This is a genomic window from Desulfosporosinus fructosivorans, assembly GCF_004766045.1.
GTDB lineage: Bacteria > Bacillota > Desulfitobacteriia > Desulfitobacteriales > Desulfitobacteriaceae > Desulfosporosinus > Desulfosporosinus fructosivorans.
The window spans coordinates 23073-42903 of sequence record NZ_SPQQ01000001.1; the positions used below are offsets into that span (position 1 = coordinate 23073).

The 19831-nt window shown below is 40.2% G+C and carries 19 protein-coding genes and 1 pseudogene; 6 read left to right on the forward strand and 14 right to left on the reverse strand.

Translation table 11 applies throughout. From position 1 onward, the window contains the following. Positions 1-6: 6 nt before the first annotated feature. The 4 genes and pseudogenes from E4K67_RS30420 to E4K67_RS00110 form a co-directional block, all read right to left on the reverse strand. Positions 7-161, reverse strand: a pseudogene (locus E4K67_RS30420) (DUF1659 domain-containing protein); the annotation flags it as partial. A gap of 445 nt (positions 162-606) precedes the next feature. After that, complete coding sequence (locus E4K67_RS00100) at positions 607-1092, reverse strand: prolyl-tRNA synthetase associated domain-containing protein (RefSeq protein WP_135544395.1); 486 nt, start codon at positions 1090-1092, stop codon at positions 607-609. Positions 1093-1531: 439 nt separating this feature from the next. After that, positions 1532-2176: a hypothetical protein gene (locus tag E4K67_RS00105; protein WP_135544396.1), complete on the reverse strand. Its 645-nt coding sequence runs from the start codon at positions 2174-2176 to the stop codon at positions 1532-1534. 214 nt (positions 2177-2390) lie between these two features. Further along, a complete protein-coding gene (locus E4K67_RS00110; RefSeq protein ID WP_206752163.1) occupies positions 2391-2624 on the reverse strand; it encodes a hypothetical protein in 234 nt (77 codons plus the stop codon). Positions 2625-3281: 657 nt separating this feature from the next. Between E4K67_RS00110 and E4K67_RS00115 the strand changes: the two genes are divergently transcribed. Next, the gene (locus tag E4K67_RS00115; protein ID WP_135544398.1) at positions 3282-3713 is read left to right on the forward strand and encodes a hypothetical protein; all 432 of its coding nucleotides are present in this window, start codon (positions 3282-3284) and stop codon (positions 3711-3713) included. A 96-nt stretch (positions 3714-3809) separates the two neighbouring features. Here E4K67_RS00115 and E4K67_RS00120 read toward each other — a convergent pair whose 3' ends face one another. The 4 genes from E4K67_RS00120 to E4K67_RS00135 all read right to left on the reverse strand — a co-directional run bounded on the left by E4K67_RS00120 (position 3810) and on the right by E4K67_RS00135 (position 6990). Then, positions 3810-4565 (reverse strand): DUF4367 domain-containing protein, encoded by a 756-nt coding sequence (locus tag E4K67_RS00120; protein ID WP_135544399.1) that lies wholly within the window; start codon positions 4563-4565, stop codon positions 3810-3812. 7 nt (positions 4566-4572) lie between these two features. Next, complete coding sequence (locus E4K67_RS00125) at positions 4573-5097, reverse strand: RNA polymerase sigma factor (RefSeq protein ID WP_135544400.1); 525 nt, start codon at positions 5095-5097, stop codon at positions 4573-4575. A 465-nt stretch (positions 5098-5562) separates the two neighbouring features. Further along, the gene (locus tag E4K67_RS00130) at positions 5563-6417 is read right to left on the reverse strand and encodes a TraX family protein (protein WP_135544401.1); all 855 of its coding nucleotides are present in this window, start codon (positions 6415-6417) and stop codon (positions 5563-5565) included. Between the two features lie 102 nt (positions 6418-6519). After that, entirely contained in the window at positions 6520-6990 is a 471-nt protein-coding gene (locus E4K67_RS00135) for a hypothetical protein (protein ID WP_135544402.1), read from the reverse strand. A 719-nt stretch (positions 6991-7709) separates the two neighbouring features. Here E4K67_RS00135 and E4K67_RS00140 point away from each other — a divergent pair. From E4K67_RS00140 to E4K67_RS00165, 5 genes are all read left to right on the forward strand, one after another. Then, positions 7710-8279, forward strand: a complete 570-nt coding sequence (locus E4K67_RS00140; RefSeq protein WP_135544403.1) for a TetR/AcrR family transcriptional regulator — start codon at positions 7710-7712, stop codon at positions 8277-8279. A gap of 133 nt (positions 8280-8412) precedes the next feature. Then, complete coding sequence (lon, locus tag E4K67_RS00145; RefSeq protein WP_135544404.1) at positions 8413-10755, forward strand: endopeptidase La; 2343 nt, start codon at positions 8413-8415, stop codon at positions 10753-10755. A gap of 44 nt (positions 10756-10799) precedes the next feature. Then, on the forward strand, positions 10800-10997 hold the full coding sequence (locus E4K67_RS00150) for a DUF1858 domain-containing protein (RefSeq protein WP_135544405.1): 198 nt from the start codon (positions 10800-10802) through the stop codon (positions 10995-10997). Between the two features lie 497 nt (positions 10998-11494). Further along, positions 11495-11995, forward strand: a complete 501-nt coding sequence (locus E4K67_RS00160; protein ID WP_135544406.1) for a CcdC family protein — start codon at positions 11495-11497, stop codon at positions 11993-11995. Between the two features lie 737 nt (positions 11996-12732). Next, positions 12733-12912, forward strand: a complete 180-nt coding sequence (locus tag E4K67_RS00165; protein WP_135545118.1) for a M15 family metallopeptidase — start codon at positions 12733-12735, stop codon at positions 12910-12912. A gap of 253 nt (positions 12913-13165) precedes the next feature. Here E4K67_RS00165 and E4K67_RS00170 read toward each other — a convergent pair whose 3' ends face one another. The 6 genes from E4K67_RS00170 to E4K67_RS00195 all read right to left on the reverse strand — a co-directional run bounded on the left by E4K67_RS00170 (position 13166) and on the right by E4K67_RS00195 (position 19813). Then, the gene (locus tag E4K67_RS00170) at positions 13166-14182 is read right to left on the reverse strand and encodes an LUD domain-containing protein (protein WP_135544407.1); all 1017 of its coding nucleotides are present in this window, start codon (positions 14180-14182) and stop codon (positions 13166-13168) included. A 5-nt stretch (positions 14183-14187) separates the two neighbouring features. Further along, the gene (locus tag E4K67_RS00175) at positions 14188-16350 is read right to left on the reverse strand and encodes an LUD domain-containing protein (RefSeq protein ID WP_135544408.1); all 2163 of its coding nucleotides are present in this window, start codon (positions 16348-16350) and stop codon (positions 14188-14190) included. A gap of 153 nt (positions 16351-16503) precedes the next feature. After that, positions 16504-17220 carry an ABC transporter ATP-binding protein gene (locus E4K67_RS00180; protein WP_135544409.1) on the reverse strand — a complete coding sequence of 239 codons (717 nt, stop codon included), beginning with the start codon at positions 17218-17220 and terminating at the stop codon, positions 16504-16506. Positions 17221-17222: 2 nt separating this feature from the next. Then, complete coding sequence (locus tag E4K67_RS00185) at positions 17223-17984, reverse strand: ABC transporter ATP-binding protein (protein WP_135544410.1); 762 nt, start codon at positions 17982-17984, stop codon at positions 17223-17225. Further along, the gene (locus E4K67_RS00190) at positions 17984-18925 is read right to left on the reverse strand and encodes a branched-chain amino acid ABC transporter permease (RefSeq protein WP_135544411.1); all 942 of its coding nucleotides are present in this window, start codon (positions 18923-18925) and stop codon (positions 17984-17986) included. The genes E4K67_RS00185 and E4K67_RS00190 overlap by 1 nt, the downstream gene beginning before the upstream one ends. After that, the gene (locus E4K67_RS00195) at positions 18926-19813 is read right to left on the reverse strand and encodes a branched-chain amino acid ABC transporter permease (RefSeq protein ID WP_135544412.1); all 888 of its coding nucleotides are present in this window, start codon (positions 19811-19813) and stop codon (positions 18926-18928) included. Between the last annotated feature and the right edge of the window lie 18 nt (positions 19814-19831).

The following is a 19831-nucleotide window of genomic DNA, read 5'->3' on the forward strand; positions in this document are numbered from 1 at the left end:
GTTGCATAAAGTTGCCGCCACATCATAAACATCCTGTACCATGGCGTTAGCCTTCACATCATTCAGGCTTTTCTGCCTGATCTCCGGGCCGCCGGCGGGTGTGGTCCCGGTTGGTATTTTACAATCAGCGTCGAATTTAAAGACGTCGCATTTACCGCCATCGTCCTCACATCCTTTCCGACCTATTGACCAGCCGCGGTGAACTCAGCCTGTCCATTTAGTTATGATCCTGCTTGTCCAGAGGTTACAGTCTGCGGCCAAACTATAAAAAAGTAACATCTATACAGAAGCCAGGCCTGTCCAAGAATCTTACGCGTATACGATTCTTGGACAGGCTAGAACATTCAAGGAACTGATATGGGAGTTGAGCGAGTTCGCTGCCAAGGATCCAGTGACCCATGAAGCGTATAAAAATAAGGTAATTGATTTTCTAGTGAGAGGTATGACGGAGAAAATGTGACAAGTGGGGGAGATGCCGAATAACTTGAATTTCCAACGATGCGGCAGGTATTCAAAACCTAGCCGCATTTTGTTGACGGTCATGATAGAATAATCCACGTTTTCTGATGGCTATAAATACTAGGTCCATTACATAAAGCACCCGGTTTAAATAGTTACAAAGTGAATTATATTACCATTTTGCTCAATGATTTTTTTCAAAGCATCAAAAGAAATCCATACCGTAGCAGTATTATCATTCGGATGAAATCCAAGCTTGTTTTTTCCTGCTAAATCATTGTCTAGTACAACCTCGACAAAAGAATCCGGGTCATTAATTATCCCTAGTGGGGTTACTTGCCCCTTTTGAAGATGCAAGTATTTAAAAAGCCTTTCTTCAGAAGCGAAGCTCAATCTTGTGCAACCTAGTTGATTTCGAATAATTCTTAAATCGGCCTTTTTGTCTTTATCTAAAACCACAAGGAAATGACGTTTACCATTTGCATCACTTAAGAACAGATTTTTACACACATCCCCATATTGAGTTATGTTCAGGTGCATATCTTCCACTGTAAAAACAGCTGGATGATTAATGATCTGGTATTCGATATTTAAAGCATTAAGCATTTCAAAAACTTTTTCTTGTGGGTTCATCGTTCATTCTCCTTTAAAAAGTATCGCATTGATCGATAACGTTCAAATCGCTTTTTGCGTCCTATAACTGAGATTATGACAAAAGCACCAGCAGGTCCAGAAAGGACGCTGGTGCTTTTGTGTTGGACTCATGTAATAAATGTGTATCGTTCCATAAAAGTTGCCCAATAAACGATTTTTAAGGTTCAAGGAGAGGACGGGATTCGAACCCGCGAATGACCTAAGCCACCGCTCGATTAAGTCGAGTGCGATCAACCACTCCGCCACCTCAACACGCCTCGTGTAAAATTATATCACCTCATCATAATTTTAAATACATATATTTGAAATTATGCAATTTGACCAATTCCCTACTCGCCATTATTCTGATATATAGAGTATATAAGTGGTACAAAAGGTAAAAGGTTGATTTTATAATTTAGTCATGTATGCAACCCCATTAATAAGTCATTATGTAATAAATCGGAGAATCCTCTTTTTTTATGGAATCTCCATATACCATAAAAATTAAACCTTCTAGCATTGTATCCTTTATCATATGTACACCTTGATCATTAATTGCATATAGATTATCTCCTGGGCCTATAGAGCCCGATGAATAAAAATTAACATTATAATAGGAATAATTTCCTTTGGGAAACGTTATTCGGTCTTTGTACTTATCAAGTTTTGTTAAGACTTCTGTTGCGGATGGTCTTGTTTTGTTTTCTTCTCCTTGTTTTTCTATTACATTTAAATAATTAGTTTCTTTATTATATTGTATAGAGTAACTCTTCAACTCAGCATTAGACGTATCAATGACATTCATAATCATTACTCTTACTTTATAATCAGTAGTAAGTCCAATTTTTAATTCTTCTAATTCTATTTTTTGATCAATACTAGAATTATAGACAAGAATTTGATTATATAACTGCATCATGGATATATCGCCAAATGTATGATTTTCAAGATATTGTTTCGCCTGTTCCATATTATTAATTTTTACAGTACTAGGCTTATCTTTCAAACTTAAAAATAAAATTAATATTGCAATTATTGAAACGGAAAATATTAAGATCCACTTATTTTTTGAAATAAACATTAACTATTCTCCTCCCTATTATGTAAATATGTTTGCAATTAGTGTTAACTCCAACAATAATTGAAACATATTTGAACGCGAAAGCTAAAAAAATGAAGAAATTATTTTAGAGTAACAAGTCGTTAGTTCATTCTATTACCTATGTGGTGACAATATCAATTAAGCGCATAACTTAACTGATATTGTCAATATAACTATTAACGGAGCTGAGCTATTAATACAAATTCCAAGTATAGGTGAGGTTTTGAGTTTCAGAGGTATATGTTGTAGTACTAGAGGTCTCGCCCGTTACCGTAAAACCTGCTCCGCCCGAGAATCCTACGCTGTTAGATACAACACGTACATAATATCCGCTAGCTCCTATTGTAACCGATGTGGTTGGAAATTCTGATGATCCTGTAGCTGGGTCTGACCATGTATACATCTGGGTCCATGTGGAGCCACTCATTCCGACTGCCATCTTTGACCCTATACCAGTACAATTTTGAATTTCGCCGAACGATCCAGAGGTATACACTTTTAGAGTTGCATTAACATTTGCACTAAAACTTGAATTTGCGAGTGAAGTACTAGATTTATTTGCTCACACATTATATAGAGTATAAAAGGGGTACAAAAGGTTACATATGTTTGGCAAAAATTTTACCAACTGTTAAGAAATAACACCAGTTTGAGAAAACTCGCTGTTATACTGCTAATTGAATCGACCCAAAAGTATCTTAAATGTCTCTATTAGCTGATGCCAACTAACTAACTACCTACTATAGATGCTCAAAGAGTATTTTACCGTCATGGTCCGTAATGACCAGTTTTACAGAGGTGTAATTCTGTTTTTGAATAGGTTTCGTCTGAAATAATGAACTCCTTCTGACTCATTCAAAAGACGCATTGAGCTAAAGCGTTTCTTAATCAATCGCTAGGTTCCTATACGCACCCATTATCGGATGTTAAATATTAGTAATATTTAAGTCCTTCTTCCTTAAGTCAATTACCCCAAGTAACTACACCCTCCGTATTGCTTTTAAAAATTTACACCAAATACTTGTAACCTTTTGAACCACTCTTATACTCTATATATTAGAATAACAGAGAGGGGACATGTGCAATGAAAAAACTTATTCCTTTGCTTCTAGCTATCTTCATGCTGCTAGGGACCCAAGTAGCTTTAGGAGCTACGGAAGCCAAATTAAGCGGGAGTGGGGTAGTAACACCACAAGCTTACGAAACAATATCAGATGGACAATGCTATATAGCTAACAATGGTGATGGTACAATCAGGATTACTGGTTCAACATCAACATCCTATGCAGTCGGGGAAATAGGTCTAAAATTGAGTTTGCAATATTATTCCGGAGGGAAATGGTCTACATTAAGCAGCTATAGTTACAGTAACGCCAATTCGGATTATGTTTTTGGGGGAAAGACCATTACAGTATCAAAGGGGTATAATTATAGGGTAATGGCACAACACACATCATTGAATGGCGGCGTAAACGAGAGCGGTCAATCTTACTCGACATCTATTTATTATGAATAATAGTTAACCTGTATCATGCTCAAGAATCCAACAATTAAAGGGTACAGCTATGTTATCCCTAAATAATAAATACCACGGTTTAAGCCGTGGTATTTATTATTTAACAGATTGAGCCATCTTTATAATTTCATCTTCGGTAATTTCTCCTTTAATTTGTAGCAATAGACCCCTTGTTTCCCAATTTAAAGTGTTTATCCTATTCTTTCTCATAAATAAGATAGCGGGGCTACCGTTAACGAATAGCTCTTTTATAACAGTATCATCTGTATCATACAACGTTCCCCGTGAAATCCCATTAGAGCTAACTTGTTGGCTAAAAACGATTGCACGTTCATTAAAATTATATTCAATAGAAATCTGATAAACATCTGCGCCTAGAGACGTAAGAACAACCCTTGTTATATTAGCTCCATGTGGTAGATAACTTGGGGTGGCCAACTTAAAAGGGATCGAAGTCTGCGCTTCAGCAAGCGTAACTTCTTTTTCAAAAATATCTCCAACATCCTGTATCGTTGGCACACCAGAGTCTTTAACCGATTTGTAAGTTTCAGCTTTATTTTGTGTTGTTTTTCCAACAATATAGTTAAAAAACTCAGCGATCTTCCCCCCCACAGCATTTGCGTTGTTTGGGTACAAGAAGTTTAATGAGCCAATTGATATGAGAATTGCAGCAGCCACAGCGACTCTCTTTATATTAGGTGAAGTTCTTTTGATTACTGGATTATCTTTTAATATCTGTCCCTTAATTTTCTGCCATTGATCCTCAATATCGGGAACCTCAATATTGGCATCTAAATCTTTTGACAGATGACTTGCTATTAGTTGGTCAAGCTCTATTTCTGATAAGGCCATTTGAGTATTAACCTCCTATATTTTCATTAATATCATTATCAATCAGTTTTCTAAATGCTTCCTTCGCTCTATGTAATCTAACTTTTGTATTTGATAGCTTATTGCCCAATAAATCAGCTATCTGTTGCAATGTTAAGTCAGCATAATACTTAAACACTAAGATTTCCATATCTTTTTGTTTTAATTTATTAAGGACATTGCCAATGTCTTCTTTGAGTTCTATATCATATTCCTTACTATCTGGCAGCTGGTTTAAGTGGATATCCGTTATCGAGGTGATCATAGGGGCATTATTTTTATCATTTAACATTCTTTTTGCTTCATTTATAGCAATAGAAATAACCCACGAAGCAAATTTATCCTTGTCTTTCAATTGATGTATCTTATTATAGGCTATCATAAACGCCTGTTGAACCGCATCCTCTGATATATATTTATCTTTGGTATAAGTATAAACAATTTGGTAGACTTTTTTATAATTTTGCTTGACAAGAATTTCAAATATATTTAAATCGATACCATATAATGACAATTTTTAACCCCCCTCGATTACTAATTCAAGGAATATCAAATAAATCCTCTTAAATTAAAAAATATTACCTTTCACGTAACCTTTTGCCATGTTTTAGTCTCTATATAGGGAGGCGTAAACAAAATTTGATAGCGAAAGAGGGTTAAAACATATTTGCTGCTCTCCTGTTTTCTATAAAATTACCCTCCCTAAGTAGATAATTGATTCTACTGGGAGGGCTCTTAATTTTTGTATTCTGGGATATAGATCTCAGTTCAAAGTCATAGACGCTTTAGTAGAGGCCATGAAGAATAATAAAAGATAATCATGTGTTAATCTTAACTTGTCACTGTTGGCACGCTTATAGTAGGTTTTGTTGGCGACATCCCTATATCTTTATAACTTATCTTGCATCTCTTTTTTTGCCTCGATCCTGACCGGATTTACTGAATTAAGGTCTTTAACTCTCAACTCTGCTTCTTTGTTTTATCTAAAAATCATATTTCCAACATAAAAAAGTATTACGATATGAACAGGATAAAATATATAGAAAAAGTATTTCATCTTTTTACCTCTTTTAGAATTATAGGCAAGTATAAAGGGTAAGGCCATTATCATCATCCATTGATAATTTTGGAAAAACATTGACCCTCCTATATCCATTGGTCTTAAGCCGATAATCATGTTTAGTGTATATTCAATGGTATCAGATAAAAAGGGCAGACCCCAAGTATACAGTTTGCCAAGGAAAATTGGCAGATAGGGTTTTACTGTTACTATGAAATAAAGAACGCAGAAACTTATATATCCTATAATCAATGATTTTTTATTGTTTTTTGTTAGGTATATTAAAACACCCAAACATACATAAACCAGTCCACCTTCTAATAAAAATACGTTTCCAAACAGTGCCGATAAAAAATAAGAGACGAAGTATGCCGACGGAAATATAACATTTAGCAAAAAGATACAAATAGCAACGCTAATAATTTGCCATGTCAAATAAACATATAAATATTTTTTGAATTTTGTATTTTTATTCTTATAGGAGTCTATTAAAAATATAATAACACACAGGGAGAAAAGCGATCTGAAAAAATTGTTATCTATAACAAGCCAACACTGTATTATAGCCATTACCAAACTGGCAGCATAAAGCCTTATAAGATAACTTTTTTTGTTACTTGTATATGTAAAACTCCATGCAGAACAAAATATAAAAATAGGTGCGGAGAGTCTTCCTATCCAATGAAAATATACAGGCAAACCGGGAATAAAACTCCCGATATGATCTATTACCATAAAAAACAAAGCTAATACTTTTAGCATATTACTTGACATATAAAAATAAAACCTCCATAGAAAAAGACCTTCTAAAAATTAAAGAAGGCCCCTGAATCCAATATTATGACTTTAGGGGCTTTTAATATTATACTTTTTTCATTAATCTATAGTTCCATTAAAGTCAATGTTTGTGCCCGAAAATGAAACATAAACTTGTGATGAAGCAGTCATTCCATTTCCCAAAACATCCCAATCAGCAAAACTGTTTGTGGTCATACTTTTAGTAGAGTATGTGTAGCCTGTATTGATGTCTTTCACCTTCACAGTCATAGCCTTAGCCGCATAAACATGAAGATGATAAGTGGTTTTGCCGGTAATCCTATACTCAGTATACAAAGTCTGGGTATTGGACCATCCAGAAAAATAATACCCCCCCTTGGTTGCAACATCCCACACCGCAGTTGGAAGAACTACTGAATTTGGGCTAATAACTGATGCCTTTTCAGAAACGACAGATTTTGCTTGAACTTCAGTCTGGCTAGAAGCAAAAACAGCACTACTTGATGTTAATAATACGGCACCAGATAAAATAGTAACTGCTATAGCTTTAGATTTACCTATAAATTTCATATTCTTTTCTCCTTTATACATTCAATTTCAGTGTTTAATTAAAGATGTTGCGTCGATAACTAACACTATGACAAGTTGGCCAAAACCCATTTTCGTCTGATTGTCCCCCTTCAATATATAGAGGGGTTGAGCATGTCAAAAGGTTACATTAAATTTCTTTGTTTCTAGAGTCCTATAACTATGTAAGGTTGGCCAATTTTTACCCGGATGCACTAGTATATACCTCTTATTGTTTAAATGAAAATCGATTAGACTAAATTTAAAAGTCCAAATTCCTCTCTGACAGTCAATTTGCTTGTTTTCACATTCCACTTTTCTGGCTCTCTCAGAGCGTTTTTGTTCGAAAGTCAAAGTCCGTTTTTCTCCCCCTCACGTCATTTCCTATGGTGTTTGTTTCGGGTTTTGCCTATCCGGGCCACGTCTTGTCCAGGCCTGTCCCAAATACGAATGCGCATTCGTATTTGGGACAGGCTAGAACAATCAAGGAACTATATGGGAGTTGAGCGATTTCGCTGCCAAGGATCCAGATACCCATGAAGCGAATCTGATCTTCCGATGAATGCCGCAGTACTCAGCTTCTTAGTTGTGGATGTAACAAACTAAATGCAGAGGGACAGGTTACAGCGCTTAAAAATTCACTCGCGTCCCACTTGACAATAAATGAATGATCGTTTATTATAAATTTATCATCAATTTTGTCGAAAAGTTAGGCGGCGCGCATGAGAAGAAAAGATGACGAAAAGCAAAGATGCATTAAAATTGCAGTAGTGCAATTGATTCTGGAGGAGGGGTTTCAGGGCACATCTATTTCAAAAATAGCAAAGGCCGCTGGCGTATCTCCAGCGACAGTATATATCTATTATGAAAATAAAGAGGCCATGCTTAGAGAAATATATCTGGAATATTCGGAAGACACGATTCAATATTTGCTTCAATGTTTAAGTCCCAATATGGTGGGGGAAGAAATCATTGCGGAATTGATTCGGCGATATTATTTCTTTATTATTGAAAACAAAGAAGTCTTTCATTTTATTGAACAATTCAGTACCTGCCCTGTCCTTCAGAGCAGTTGTGGTTCGATGAAGGGACCGGCGGATTTAAATCAGTTGCTGACGGATTTAAAGAAACGGCAGATATTAAATAATTTCAACAATGATAATTTGTACGCTATTCTGTTTTCCCCTGTAAAAATGATTGCAGTGAAAAGTTGTGAGTCTGAAAGCATTGCCATGGAACGCTTGGACGAGTTGATTTATATCATTCAAAAGGCACTTCTTAGAGATTTTTGAAACTAGTCTGATCTAGGGTCATTCGGTCTCAAAAGGGTAGATTACTAGTAGTTCTTAAGCGAGGGTAATAACTCGCTTCCCTATTTAAAAGTCAATAAACGAGCATTCATTTATGAAAGAGGAGACAATTTATATGATATTAGCAATAGAAAATCTTGTTTTATTACCAGGAATGACTTATCCATTAAGAATAGACCGTTTCAGCGAGGATGAGCTGGCCTGTATTCGAGACAAAAATCAAGAGATTGTGGCGTTGCCGTTAAAGCGCCATAGGGACCGACATGAAATCAAGGTGGAGGATTTCTACACAACAGGCGTTGCCCTTGAAGTACTAGAGGTGAACCCCGGCGAAAAAGGATACCATGTTCAAGTCAAGGTCTTAAACCGTGTGGAAGTATCGGATATCAACATTGCCGAAAACATGATCACTGGAAAAACAGTTTCCGCGCAGGAAGTCATCGACCTCAACGAAACCGGTCAGACAGAAATGATGACCTATATTCAAAATATATCTCATCAAGTTGGAGCCAAATTCAGAGAGTCAGAGGGTATTGTAAAAGCCATTGATGAGATAAAGGATCTTAATGTTCTGATAGGATATATCTCGCGGTTTCTTCCATTCTCAAAGGAAGAAAAATATACCTTGATGGAAACAGCGTCATTAAAGGAGCGCAGTTTGACGTTTATTGATTATTTCTTACACTACAAAGAATCGATTCAGCTCCAGATCGAAATGTCCGAACGGTTTTCTGAAAAAGCGAATAAAAATTATCGTGAAGCAGTATTGAGGGAACAGCTAAGAGAGATTCAGAAAGAACTGAATGAAGACGAACCAGCCGGCAAAAAGAAGAAAGATTATAAAACACGCATTGAAGAGGCACACATGCCTGAAGAGATTCAAAGCGCTTCACTAGAAGAGTTAAGCAAACTGGAAAGTCAGAATCCTGCAAGCTCGGATTATAATGTGATTCAAAACTATTTAGATCTTCTTGTACAACTACCTTGGGAAATGAAGGCGGAGAAACTCGTTGATATTGGAGAAGCCCGGCGTATCCTAGATGAGCAGCATTATGGCCTAGAAAAAGTAAAGGACCGTATCATACAGCATCTTGCGGTCATGCAATTAAAGAAAGATAAACATGGTTCTATCCTTCTGCTCGTGGGTCCTCCTGGAACCGGGAAAACAAGCCTGGGCAAGAGTATCGCGGGAGCATTGGGCCGAAAATATACGAGACTCAGTCTGGGTGGTATTCGCGACGAAGCTGAAGTCCGTGGGCACCGCAGAACTTATGTAGGTGCAATGCCCGGACGCATCCTGCAAAGCATCAAAAAGGCTGGTGTCATGAATCCGGTTATGGTTTTAGATGAAGTGGATAAATTAATGACGGGTTATAACGGGGACCCAGCAAGTGCGTTACTCGAGGTGTTGGATCCTGAACAAAACAATACCTTTACAGACCATTATTTGGATTTGCCTTACGATTTGTCCAACGTATTTTTTATTGCAACAGCAAACTCCCTTGAAAACATTCCCGGCCCCTTGTTGGACCGCATGGAAGTCATCCAGCTTTCAAGTTATACAATGAATGAAAAGTTTAACATTGGTAAAAATCATTTGATTAAGGAAGCACTAGAAGAACATGGTTTAACGGAGGCTGATGTTCAAATCAGTGATGAAACCTTAAAGAACATCATTTCAGACTACACCATGGAGGCCGGGGTCAGGGGACTAAAGAAACGATTGGCCGCCATTGCCAGAAGTGTCGTGGAAAAGATTGTACTTGGAACCATTGAAAAACCTTATGTTGTTGAAGCGGATGCCTTGGAGGAGATTCTGGGCAGAAAAATGTCCAGGCATGACATGGCTCAAGAAATTAATCCGCCGGGCGTTGTCACCGGATTAGCGTGGACGCCGGTGGGGGGCGAAATTCTGTTTATCGAAGCAACAGAAATGCCTGGAAACGATCACATCATCTTAACGGGTCAGTTAGGAGATGTTATGAAGGAATCGGCAAGGATTGCTTTAAGTCTTTTGAAATCTCGGTTGCCGGTGAATGCCATTCAGTTTAAAGATAAAGACTTACATGTTCATGTACCGTCCGGAGCCGTTCCCAAGGATGGGCCGTCTGCAGGAATCGCCCTATTTACGGCATTTGCTTCTCTGATTACCGGGATCATGGTGGATGCGAAACTGGCCATGACGGGGGAAATCACGCTTAGGGGTGTTGTTCTTCCAATCGGAGGATTAAAGGAAAAATTGATAGCTGCGGAACGTGCTGGGATCACCAAAGTCTTGATTCCCAAAGATAATGTTGCCGATCTTTTGGATGTCCCGGAAGAAGTTAAAAATAAGGTTCAAATTGTAGCGGTGGAAACCGTTGAAGATGTATTGAAAGAAGCCTTAGGGATCGCTTTGCCTAAAATTGAACAAGTCCTGACAGGACCTGGATTCTTCACCAAGTTAATAGATCAATAAGCTTAATTAACTAAATATATTTTTAAAGAAAAGAGGAAATGAAAATGACCGTGACAAAAAATACGTTAATCGGGGAAATCTTAAAGGCAGACCAAACAACGGCACCTTATTTTTTAGAGATGGGAATGCATTGTCTGGGTTGTCCTTCTTCCACTAGCGAAAGCCTGGAGCAGGCTTGCATGGTGCATGGCGTTTCGGTACAGGAACTGATTGATAAACTAAACAAGCATATTTCAAGCTAAGGCGGAGAGAAGCTTATGAATGTTATAATGATGCAGCTCCATACTCGATGCACACAGAAAGATTTTGTAAGGTCTTAAGCTTGAGTATTTGGTAGTCCGTTCGTATAGTAAAGGCATGCAGCAACGCATTGGGTTAGCCAGTGCGTTGCTCTCTCATCCACAACGCAGTACGTGAATAACAACTCAGTCTTTGGTACTGGAATTTCATTAGCTTGGTTTGGCCTTTCCAAACGATTTATAGTACAATGGAACGTGTTATGGTTCCGAATTCTGAGCTTGCAGTAAGTGCAATATCTGCCGCAAGTTTATTAGGCAGTGGTAAACCATCAAGTCTATGGATGGTTGTCAGTTCTAAAGAACAATTGAACAATAGGAAGCTAGATAGAAGTTCTCGTTATCTCTTTAAGTCTGCAAAATCTAACTGTTTGCTTCATTGATGAAAGCAAACAGTTAGATTTTGGTACGTGTAAAACTGGACGACAGAAGGGTTAATCATAATGATGTTAACAAAACAGTTCTTACTAATTGCATCAATTGTTGTGTCGTTGTTCATGGTTGTTGTTGTCAATTTGGTGCGATTGAGAAACACAAAAAAACCAGCAGTAGCAAAAAAGATTATTTTACCACCATTGTTCATGGCTACTGGTGCGAGTATGTTTATACTACCAATGTTTAGGCCAACATTCACTGAACTGATAAGTTCCGTTGTCATGGGAATGCTTTTCTCGATCATCTTAATAAAAACCTCTAAATTTGAAATTCGAGACAACCAAATCTATCTCCAAAGATCAAAGCTATTTTTAGTAGCATTGATAGGCTTAGTTGCTTTAAGGATGATTGCGAAAATTATTCTTGCTGAGACCATAAATATCGATCCTGCCCAAATGAGCGGTATTTTCTTTATCCTGGCCTTTAGCATGATTCTACCATGGCGGATTAGTATGTATATTGGGTTCAGAAAATTAAAAAGACAACTCGACACGCATAATTCTCAATGAACTTCTGACTAGGGTCTTAGAGCAAATGTATAAGAGGTTCCCCAGAGTACCATAGTGGCGATACATGGCAGACTGTTGGCACAGACATCACAACTGACTAAAATCAGCGAAGAAGTTAAAGAGGCATACCCAGTCTTTAAGTGTTCCAATATTCTTACCCTCATAGAGGGAGGCACCTGCTTTTCTTCTGTAGCCATGCCAGAAAAGTCGCCTAAACCAATGGTTTAGGCGATTATGGACTTTAATCTCGTTACAACATTTCACCAGTGATTCAGTGTACCTTGAACCCTTAGCTACTTTTTTTGTGTGTAGTCGTAATAGCAAGGATTACAATGAATGCTATTGTGCCAACCACCATGTAGACGGTAAATCTTAAAGGCATTCCATGGACACTGTCGTTTGCTGCAAAAACTGGAGTAGCGCAACTAAATAATGTGAATAAAATCGCGAGCATAATCGCATATACTTTTCTTGAAATCGTCCCCATTATTTATTTTCACTCCTTTCAAACTATGCCTTTTGTATAAATACCTTAGTGTACTTGATCTTCACTTCCTTTCACTCATTGATATAATATGCAGCTGATCTTTATTTGTATGATTATAATTAAATTCTGGACATATGGTTCTGCTATTAAGGGAATTAGATAGCAACTTCAATGTTGCTCATGGCACGATGCATACATAACGAAAACCTTTGAGGTGCATGAAGATGTACGCCTCAAGAATGAGAACTATATGATAACCAGCGGTGGAGTAATTGTAGCTGGCTCCTTTTGGGATCCAGCGAACAACATCTATTCCTTACCTGAAAAAGGCAATGTGGTGACCACGTTCAATAAACACGGTTTTACATGGGGAGGAAACGCTTGGAAATCGTCAAATGATTATATGCATTTTTCTTATTTAGGAAGATAATCGCATGTTGTTGTTTAATGATTAAGAGGTACATTAAGTGCAATATTAGATGGCTGTATTTAATCAGTTGTTTTGTAAGAAAGCCTGGACCGATCGGTCCAGGCTTTCTTGGCATCATTGTTCGTTTGTGCAGTTATTGACCCTGGAACCGCCTGTCATTTCATTATGACTTTTTGATTTCGAATAAGACTTGGAAGTCTTGTTTGCTTATTATCTCCGAAATCGGTATCCAGCAATGCTCTAAGTGCGCCAGCTAGACTTGTATACCCGCGGGACAGTTTTTATTACACAATGAGCAGTCTCCACAATCCGCATCGTTGGCTTGTTTGGAGCCCTCTAAAAAGGCCGCTAAGACTTTTGCCCTTTTCCCGGTGTAATAATAGCCCCTCTCTAACCCTTCTGCAAGGTATTTTGGGCAATCGACGAGACACCCTCCGCAGTGCAGACATTTAAGTAAATCCCACTGCTGGTTTTCAGCCGCCGCTAAACGCCCATTATCGAGTAAAATGATATACACTTCTTTGGGACCATGCATACCTTGGACCATCCTAAACTCGATATCCGCCGTTCTGCTAGGTCCACTGATAAAGGAAATATATTTAAGAATATCTTTTCCCATTCCATACACACTGATCGCTCGACAAACGGTCAAGGCATCTTCGAGTGAGGGGACGATTTTATCGATTCCTGCCACCACAATATGGTTATACGGAAGATTCGAGGTGAATCGTACATTTCCCTCACTTTCTAATAGGGCAAGGGTTCCATTTTGTTCAATGATGGCCTCTGCGCCTGTAATTCCATACTCCATATGGGCTACCTGTTGCTTGATCTCATCCTTAATCTGAGCTACCCATTCTTTGTTGGGGATTGACGTATTGATACTAGCAATCCAAGGGTGCGCTTCGACCTTTGTCCCGACAACCTTTTCCCCCAGATCGGTATCAAGAACCTCAACCATATTCGATTTCAAATAATCTCTCAGAGCAACTTCGGTGAAAACAGAGTTTTTACTCATCGCTACGCTCTGATTGCCCGCCAGGATTTTCAGGATTTGCTCTTGAGCCTCTCTGGCATCCTTAGCAAAAATCACATGACAGCCTTTACCTTTGAGAGAAGTAGTCGCCTTTTCAACAGATTCTTTGAGATTGGTCGCCATCGTGCTCTTGATGGCTTGCACCTGGCTAGCTAAATTAGGATACTCCTGAAGAAGCGTATCGCGGCGAGAACTAATTTGCGTTAAAATCCTTTGAACTTTTGTACTGTTCATTCTTCTCATCTCCTCCCATAGGCTCGGCTCAGAATCTGAATTACGTGGGAAACCTTTTGCTTCATTTTGTGCTGAGCAATCCCATCGCGGAAATGAACCATGCATCCAGGACAACTCGTCGCAAGAGTGGTGGCCTCAGTATCGGCAACGTTCTTCAATTTTCCTTCGTTAATCCGTTGTGATAGTTCATAGAAGCTCAAGCTAAACGATCCACCAAATCCACAACAGGTATCGGCATCCTGCATTTCCACATATTTCAGCCCAGGGATCTTCTGGATAAGTTCTCGTGGCTCCTTTTTCACACCCATACTTCGAGCGAGATGACAAGGATCATGATAGGTCACGGTTTCCGTGACTATTTGTTTAGGAGGCTTTAACTCAATATCTTGGATAAGGAACTCATTAATATCTTTTACCTTCAGAGCGAGTTTTTTCACCTTTTCCTGAAGCTCAGGGGAATCCTCCGCAAACAGTTTAGGGTACTCTTCTTTGAAAGCGACTGCACAACTCGGGCAAACAAAAACCAAGGCATCGATATCGAAAGAACTATAAATCTCGATGTTTTTTAGAGCCATAGTTTTGGCATGATCTAGATCTCCGCTCACAACACTGGGGATACCACAACAAACATCCTCTTTGGCGAGTTTAACCTCAACGTTATTTTCTCCTAAGACATGAAGAAGAGCTTCTCCAAGATCTGTCTCAGTGTAATTGACGACACACCCAGGATAAAAACCAACCTTTTTAATCGGTTTAGCAATCATTTTAGGTTTGGCGATTTTCGTAAAGGACTTGTCAGAGAAGCGCGGAATCACACGCTCTTGCGGTAACCCCAAGGAATTGAACGTTAAACGGGAGGTCATCCCCTTACCAGATTCTTTTAAGGCTAACTTTCCGAATGTCGTTGCTAGTCTACTTACCACTGGTAGTGTCTGGGGTTTGGTTAACATCGAGAAGACCAAATCCTTCTTCCAACCTAGCCCTTTTTTGGAGACAGCATCTTGCCGAAGCTTCCATAACATAGCTGGTGTCGCCATTTGTACGGGGCATGCACTTTGGCATCTCTGACATCCAATACAGAGAGACAAGCCATTTTCCTCAGATTTTTCTAAGTCACCATGAAAGGCAGCAAAGACTAGGCCGCGTCCCCCGAGGTACTTATATCCGTACTTAGCACCAACTTCCGCATAGACTGGACAGAAGTTCAAGCAGCTTCCACAATTGATACAGTAAAGAGATTCTTTAAATCCTGCATCTATCGCTTCCTTACGACCATTTTTCAATAAAACGATATGAACCTCTTTAGGCCCCTGACCGTGTGAATACTCCTCAAGATCAGGATCGAGGGATTCACTCACTCCTGAAATCACTGAAACATAGGTCCCGATATCCTGGCCGACGCCGAAGACCGCTGCCGCCCGCACAACTTGCATAGCATCTTCAAGGGTCGAGACGATTTTCTCCACACCTGCGATCACAATGTGTACTTTAGGCATCATCGAAACCGCCCGAATATTTCCTTCGTTCTCAGTCACGAAGATACTCCCCGTATCTGCTGCAATCGCATTAGCACCCGAGATTCCCACATCCGCTTTAACCAAAAAATTGCGGAGTCCCTTGCGCGCAGACACTACCAATGCTTCGGGAGTGCATTCCAACGTTGTTCCTGCCTCTTCAGAAAAAAGCTCGGTTATTGTTTCGATAGGAATGTGAATAGCAGGAGCAAGGGAATGGCTCGCCTCGCACTTCGCCAGTTGGTTAATTCGATCTCCGAGATCAGTTTCTACTACGGTCACACCACGATCTTCGAGGTAATGTGAAATATTGATTTCTTTACCCGCATTCGACTTGGACTTAACCACCAACCCCTCATTCGGAATGAGGCTGGCAATATATCTCTGAGCATCATCAACAGTTTCAGCAAGGTAAACTGTGCAGCCCTTTCCTTCCAACGACCTTTGCGCTTTCGCAATTACTTCATCCATATGATCCATACTGTATTTTTTAATCTTGCGCAAACGATCGGAAAGCTCGGGATAATTAGGAACCATCTTTAACATGGCTGGGCGAATTGCATCAAAGGCTCGAAATCGTCCCTTCCGTGACTCCATATCCTGGAGTCCTTCGGTGACCTTATTTTTTACTATTTTATAGGTGTGATCTCCCATGTTTTAACTTCTCCTCTCTTCGGCTTACAGGTTGGATTGGTTTGGATAAATAAAGAAAATCTTCGTGTAAATAATCCCCACACCTAGACAAGGGGGGGATTATTAGATGATGAAATGAATTGACTAACAAATACATTTAATGCATTAAATACATTAGGTATTTGCCTTCGCTCCGCCCAGGTAGGCTTCCATAACACGAGGATTTTTGGCAACCTCTTCAGCTTTCCCGTGCAAGACGATCTTCCCTGTTTCAAGAACATAGGCATAGCGAGCAATCTTTAAGGCTTGACGGACATTTTGCTCAACAAGAAGAATGGTCGTACCTTCCTGATTGATCTCTTGAATAACCTTGAAGATATCAGCAACAACCAGAGGGGCCAAGCCCATGGAGGGTTCATCAAGCAATAAAAGCTTCGGTCTAGCCATGAGCGCACGGCCAATCGCCAGCATTTGTTGTTGCCCTCCAGAAAGTGTTCCTCCTAATTGTTGCTTCCGTTCCCCTAAGATCGGAAAACGTTTAAAAATCTTCTCTAAATCAGCTAGAACTTCTTTATCCTTCCTCTGATAGGCTCCCATTTCCAAGTTCTCAAGAACCGTCATCCCTGCTAAAATATTCCGACCCTCCGGGACTAGTGACATACCCAGGTTTACAATTTTGTGAGGGGCGAAACCTCGAATCTCCTGGCTTAGGAATTTAATCTGCCCAGCGTGAGGCTTGAGAAGTCCAACAAGAGACTTCATCGTGGTTGTCTTCCCAGCTCCGTTCGCTCCAATGAGGGAAACGATCGAGCCTTTGGGAACATCTAGGTCGATCCCTTTGATTGCTTGAATACTACCATAATTTGTTGACAAACCGCTGATGTTCAGCATCTCTACGCCTCCTCCCGGCCCAAATAAGCCTCAATGACCAACGGGTTTTGCTGAATCTCGGCCGGTGTGCCCTCAGCAATCTTTTGCCCGAAATTAATCACCACGAGTCGGTCACAGACGTTCATGACAAGGTTCATATCATGTTCAATTAATATGACGGTTTTCCCCATCGTTTGTATTTTCTTAATCAAAAGACTCAAGTCTTCGGTTTCACTCTCATTCATCCCTGCCGCAGGTTCGTCGAGAAGAATTAATTCGGGTTCTGTGGCGAGGGCCCTGGCAATTTCCAAGCGCCGTTGCTGCCCATAGGGGAGTGAACCCGCAGGGGCATCCGTGTCTATTTCAATGCCTACTAACTTAAGTAGAGCTTGCGCACGTTCTCGGGTCGCTTTCTCTTCTTTGCGCTGGGCGGGAGTGCGCCATAATCCTTTCCAAACTCCAGCCTTAGTTCGACAATGTGCCCCGACCATGACATTGTCCAGAGGGCTCATATGCCCAAACAGACGGATATTTTGGAATGTCCGAGCTAAGCCTAAGGCTGTAACCTTATACGGCCGTATGCCTAACAAACTTTTACCTTGATAGCTAATCTTTCCCTCGGTAGGAAGAAAGATTCCCGTGATTAGGTTAAAGAGCGTCGTCTTGCCAGCGCCATTTGGACCGATAATCCCTAGGATTTCCCCATCATTCACCTTAAGACTCACGTCACTTAACGCAGCCAAACCACCGAAGCTTTTACTCACTTGATCAAGGACTAACGTCATTATTTAATCCTCCTTCCAAGCTTACGCTTCCAGAAACGAACCGTCTCCTCACTAATGAGTCCCTGAGGACGAAAGGCCATCATAGCAACCATCAGCGCTCCGTAAATCATCAGACGGTATTCAGAAGCTGAGCGCAACAGTTCAGGTAGCAAGGTTAGCAGTAATGCTCCGACGATTGGACCTATAATTAAGTCGCTTCCGCCTAAGACCGCAAAAGTAAGGATCTCAACGGTACGGTGGTAGGCAAAATCCTTCGGCCCGATAAAAAAGGTTAAATGGGCGGATAGACCGCCAGCCATCCCGGCGATTAAAGCTCCTAAAGCAAAGGCAAGTAGTTTATAATACGTCGTATTGATTCCCATGGCTTCGGCCGCCGACTCATCCGCTTTAATAGCAGCAAAGGCACGACCGACTCTTGAGCGGTTAAGTCTCGTACAGAAAAATACCAGAGCAGCGAGGATGAGAATGAGAAGAACTAAAACCAGCAAGGTACTGGTCTGCTGAGCGCTTAACCCGCCAAACCCCTTAGATAAACCTAGGGAAGAGAGCACTTTGCCGATCTTTGTTCCAAGGGTAGGGATTCCGGAAATCCCTAAGGCACCATTTGTAATTGATAAGTTTAAAACGATGACTCGAACAACTTCTCCAAATCCAAGTGTAGCAATCGCCAGATAAATTCCTGTAAGTCGTAAAGCCGGAAATCCAATGATTATCGAAATGAAACTTGCAGCGATACCACCGATTGGAATGGCCAAATAGACGGGTAAACCTGTTTTTACGGTCAGGATCGCACAAGTATAGGCTCCGATACTCATAAAGCCGGCATTTCCCAATGATAGCTGCCCCGTTGATAGCGTCATATAGATGCTTACCCCAAGGATGGCATTCACCAACACAAATATTGCGATTTGAAGATAATATTGATTAAATATAACGTCCATTTAGAAGCGTCCTCCTTGTCGCGACGAAGACCCAAAAAGTCCTTGAGGACGAATAAATAAAATCAGAATAATCATACCAAAGGCTACGGCATCCCTATATGAAGATGCACCGTAAGCTACAGTGAATACTTCGGCGATTCCTAGAATCAGGCCTCCTAACATAGCTCCAGTGATATTACCCATTCCACCAAGGATCAAAACCGCAAGCCCTTTCAAGCCCATACTCAATCCCATGGTGGGCTCAACTGCATTAAAAGAGAGTCCAACCAGAACTCCTGCAACGGCTCCTAACCCTGAAGCGAGTGCGACGGTTAATAAGATGATTTTGTTGGTGTTAATACCTAGGAGGTTGGCCGTTTCGATGTTCTCAGCGGTTGTGCGGATGGCTTTGCCAACACGAGTTTTAGACAACCAAAAACGAAGAACAAACATCAAGCCAAAGGATATTCCAAGAATTACAATTTGGACAAGGGTTATTCGTACCGGCCCAAGTTGTATCTGAGCTCCAGATAATGCTCCAGAAGGAAAAGCCCGTGATTGCGGCCCAAAGACTTTTAAGGCCAGATTTTCAAGAAAGATTGATACTCCGATCGTACTAATCAAAGGAGCCAGATCGGAAACGGCCCGGCGTCTCAAGGGACGCAGGGCCAGAAGTTCTAAAAGAGTACCTAGCAACGCACCGGCCACCATGGCGCCAGCCATGGCCACAAAGATATTCACCTTCAGATAAGTCATCAGAAACAATCCGACGAAAGCTCCGAACATAAATATTTCTCCATGAGCCATATTGATAATGTTTAGGACCCCCATAATTAGGGTATATCCTAAGGCGACTAATGAATAGGTACTTCCTAATGTCAAGCCATTAACCAATTGTTGCCAAAACAAGACCTTCACTCCTAAAGT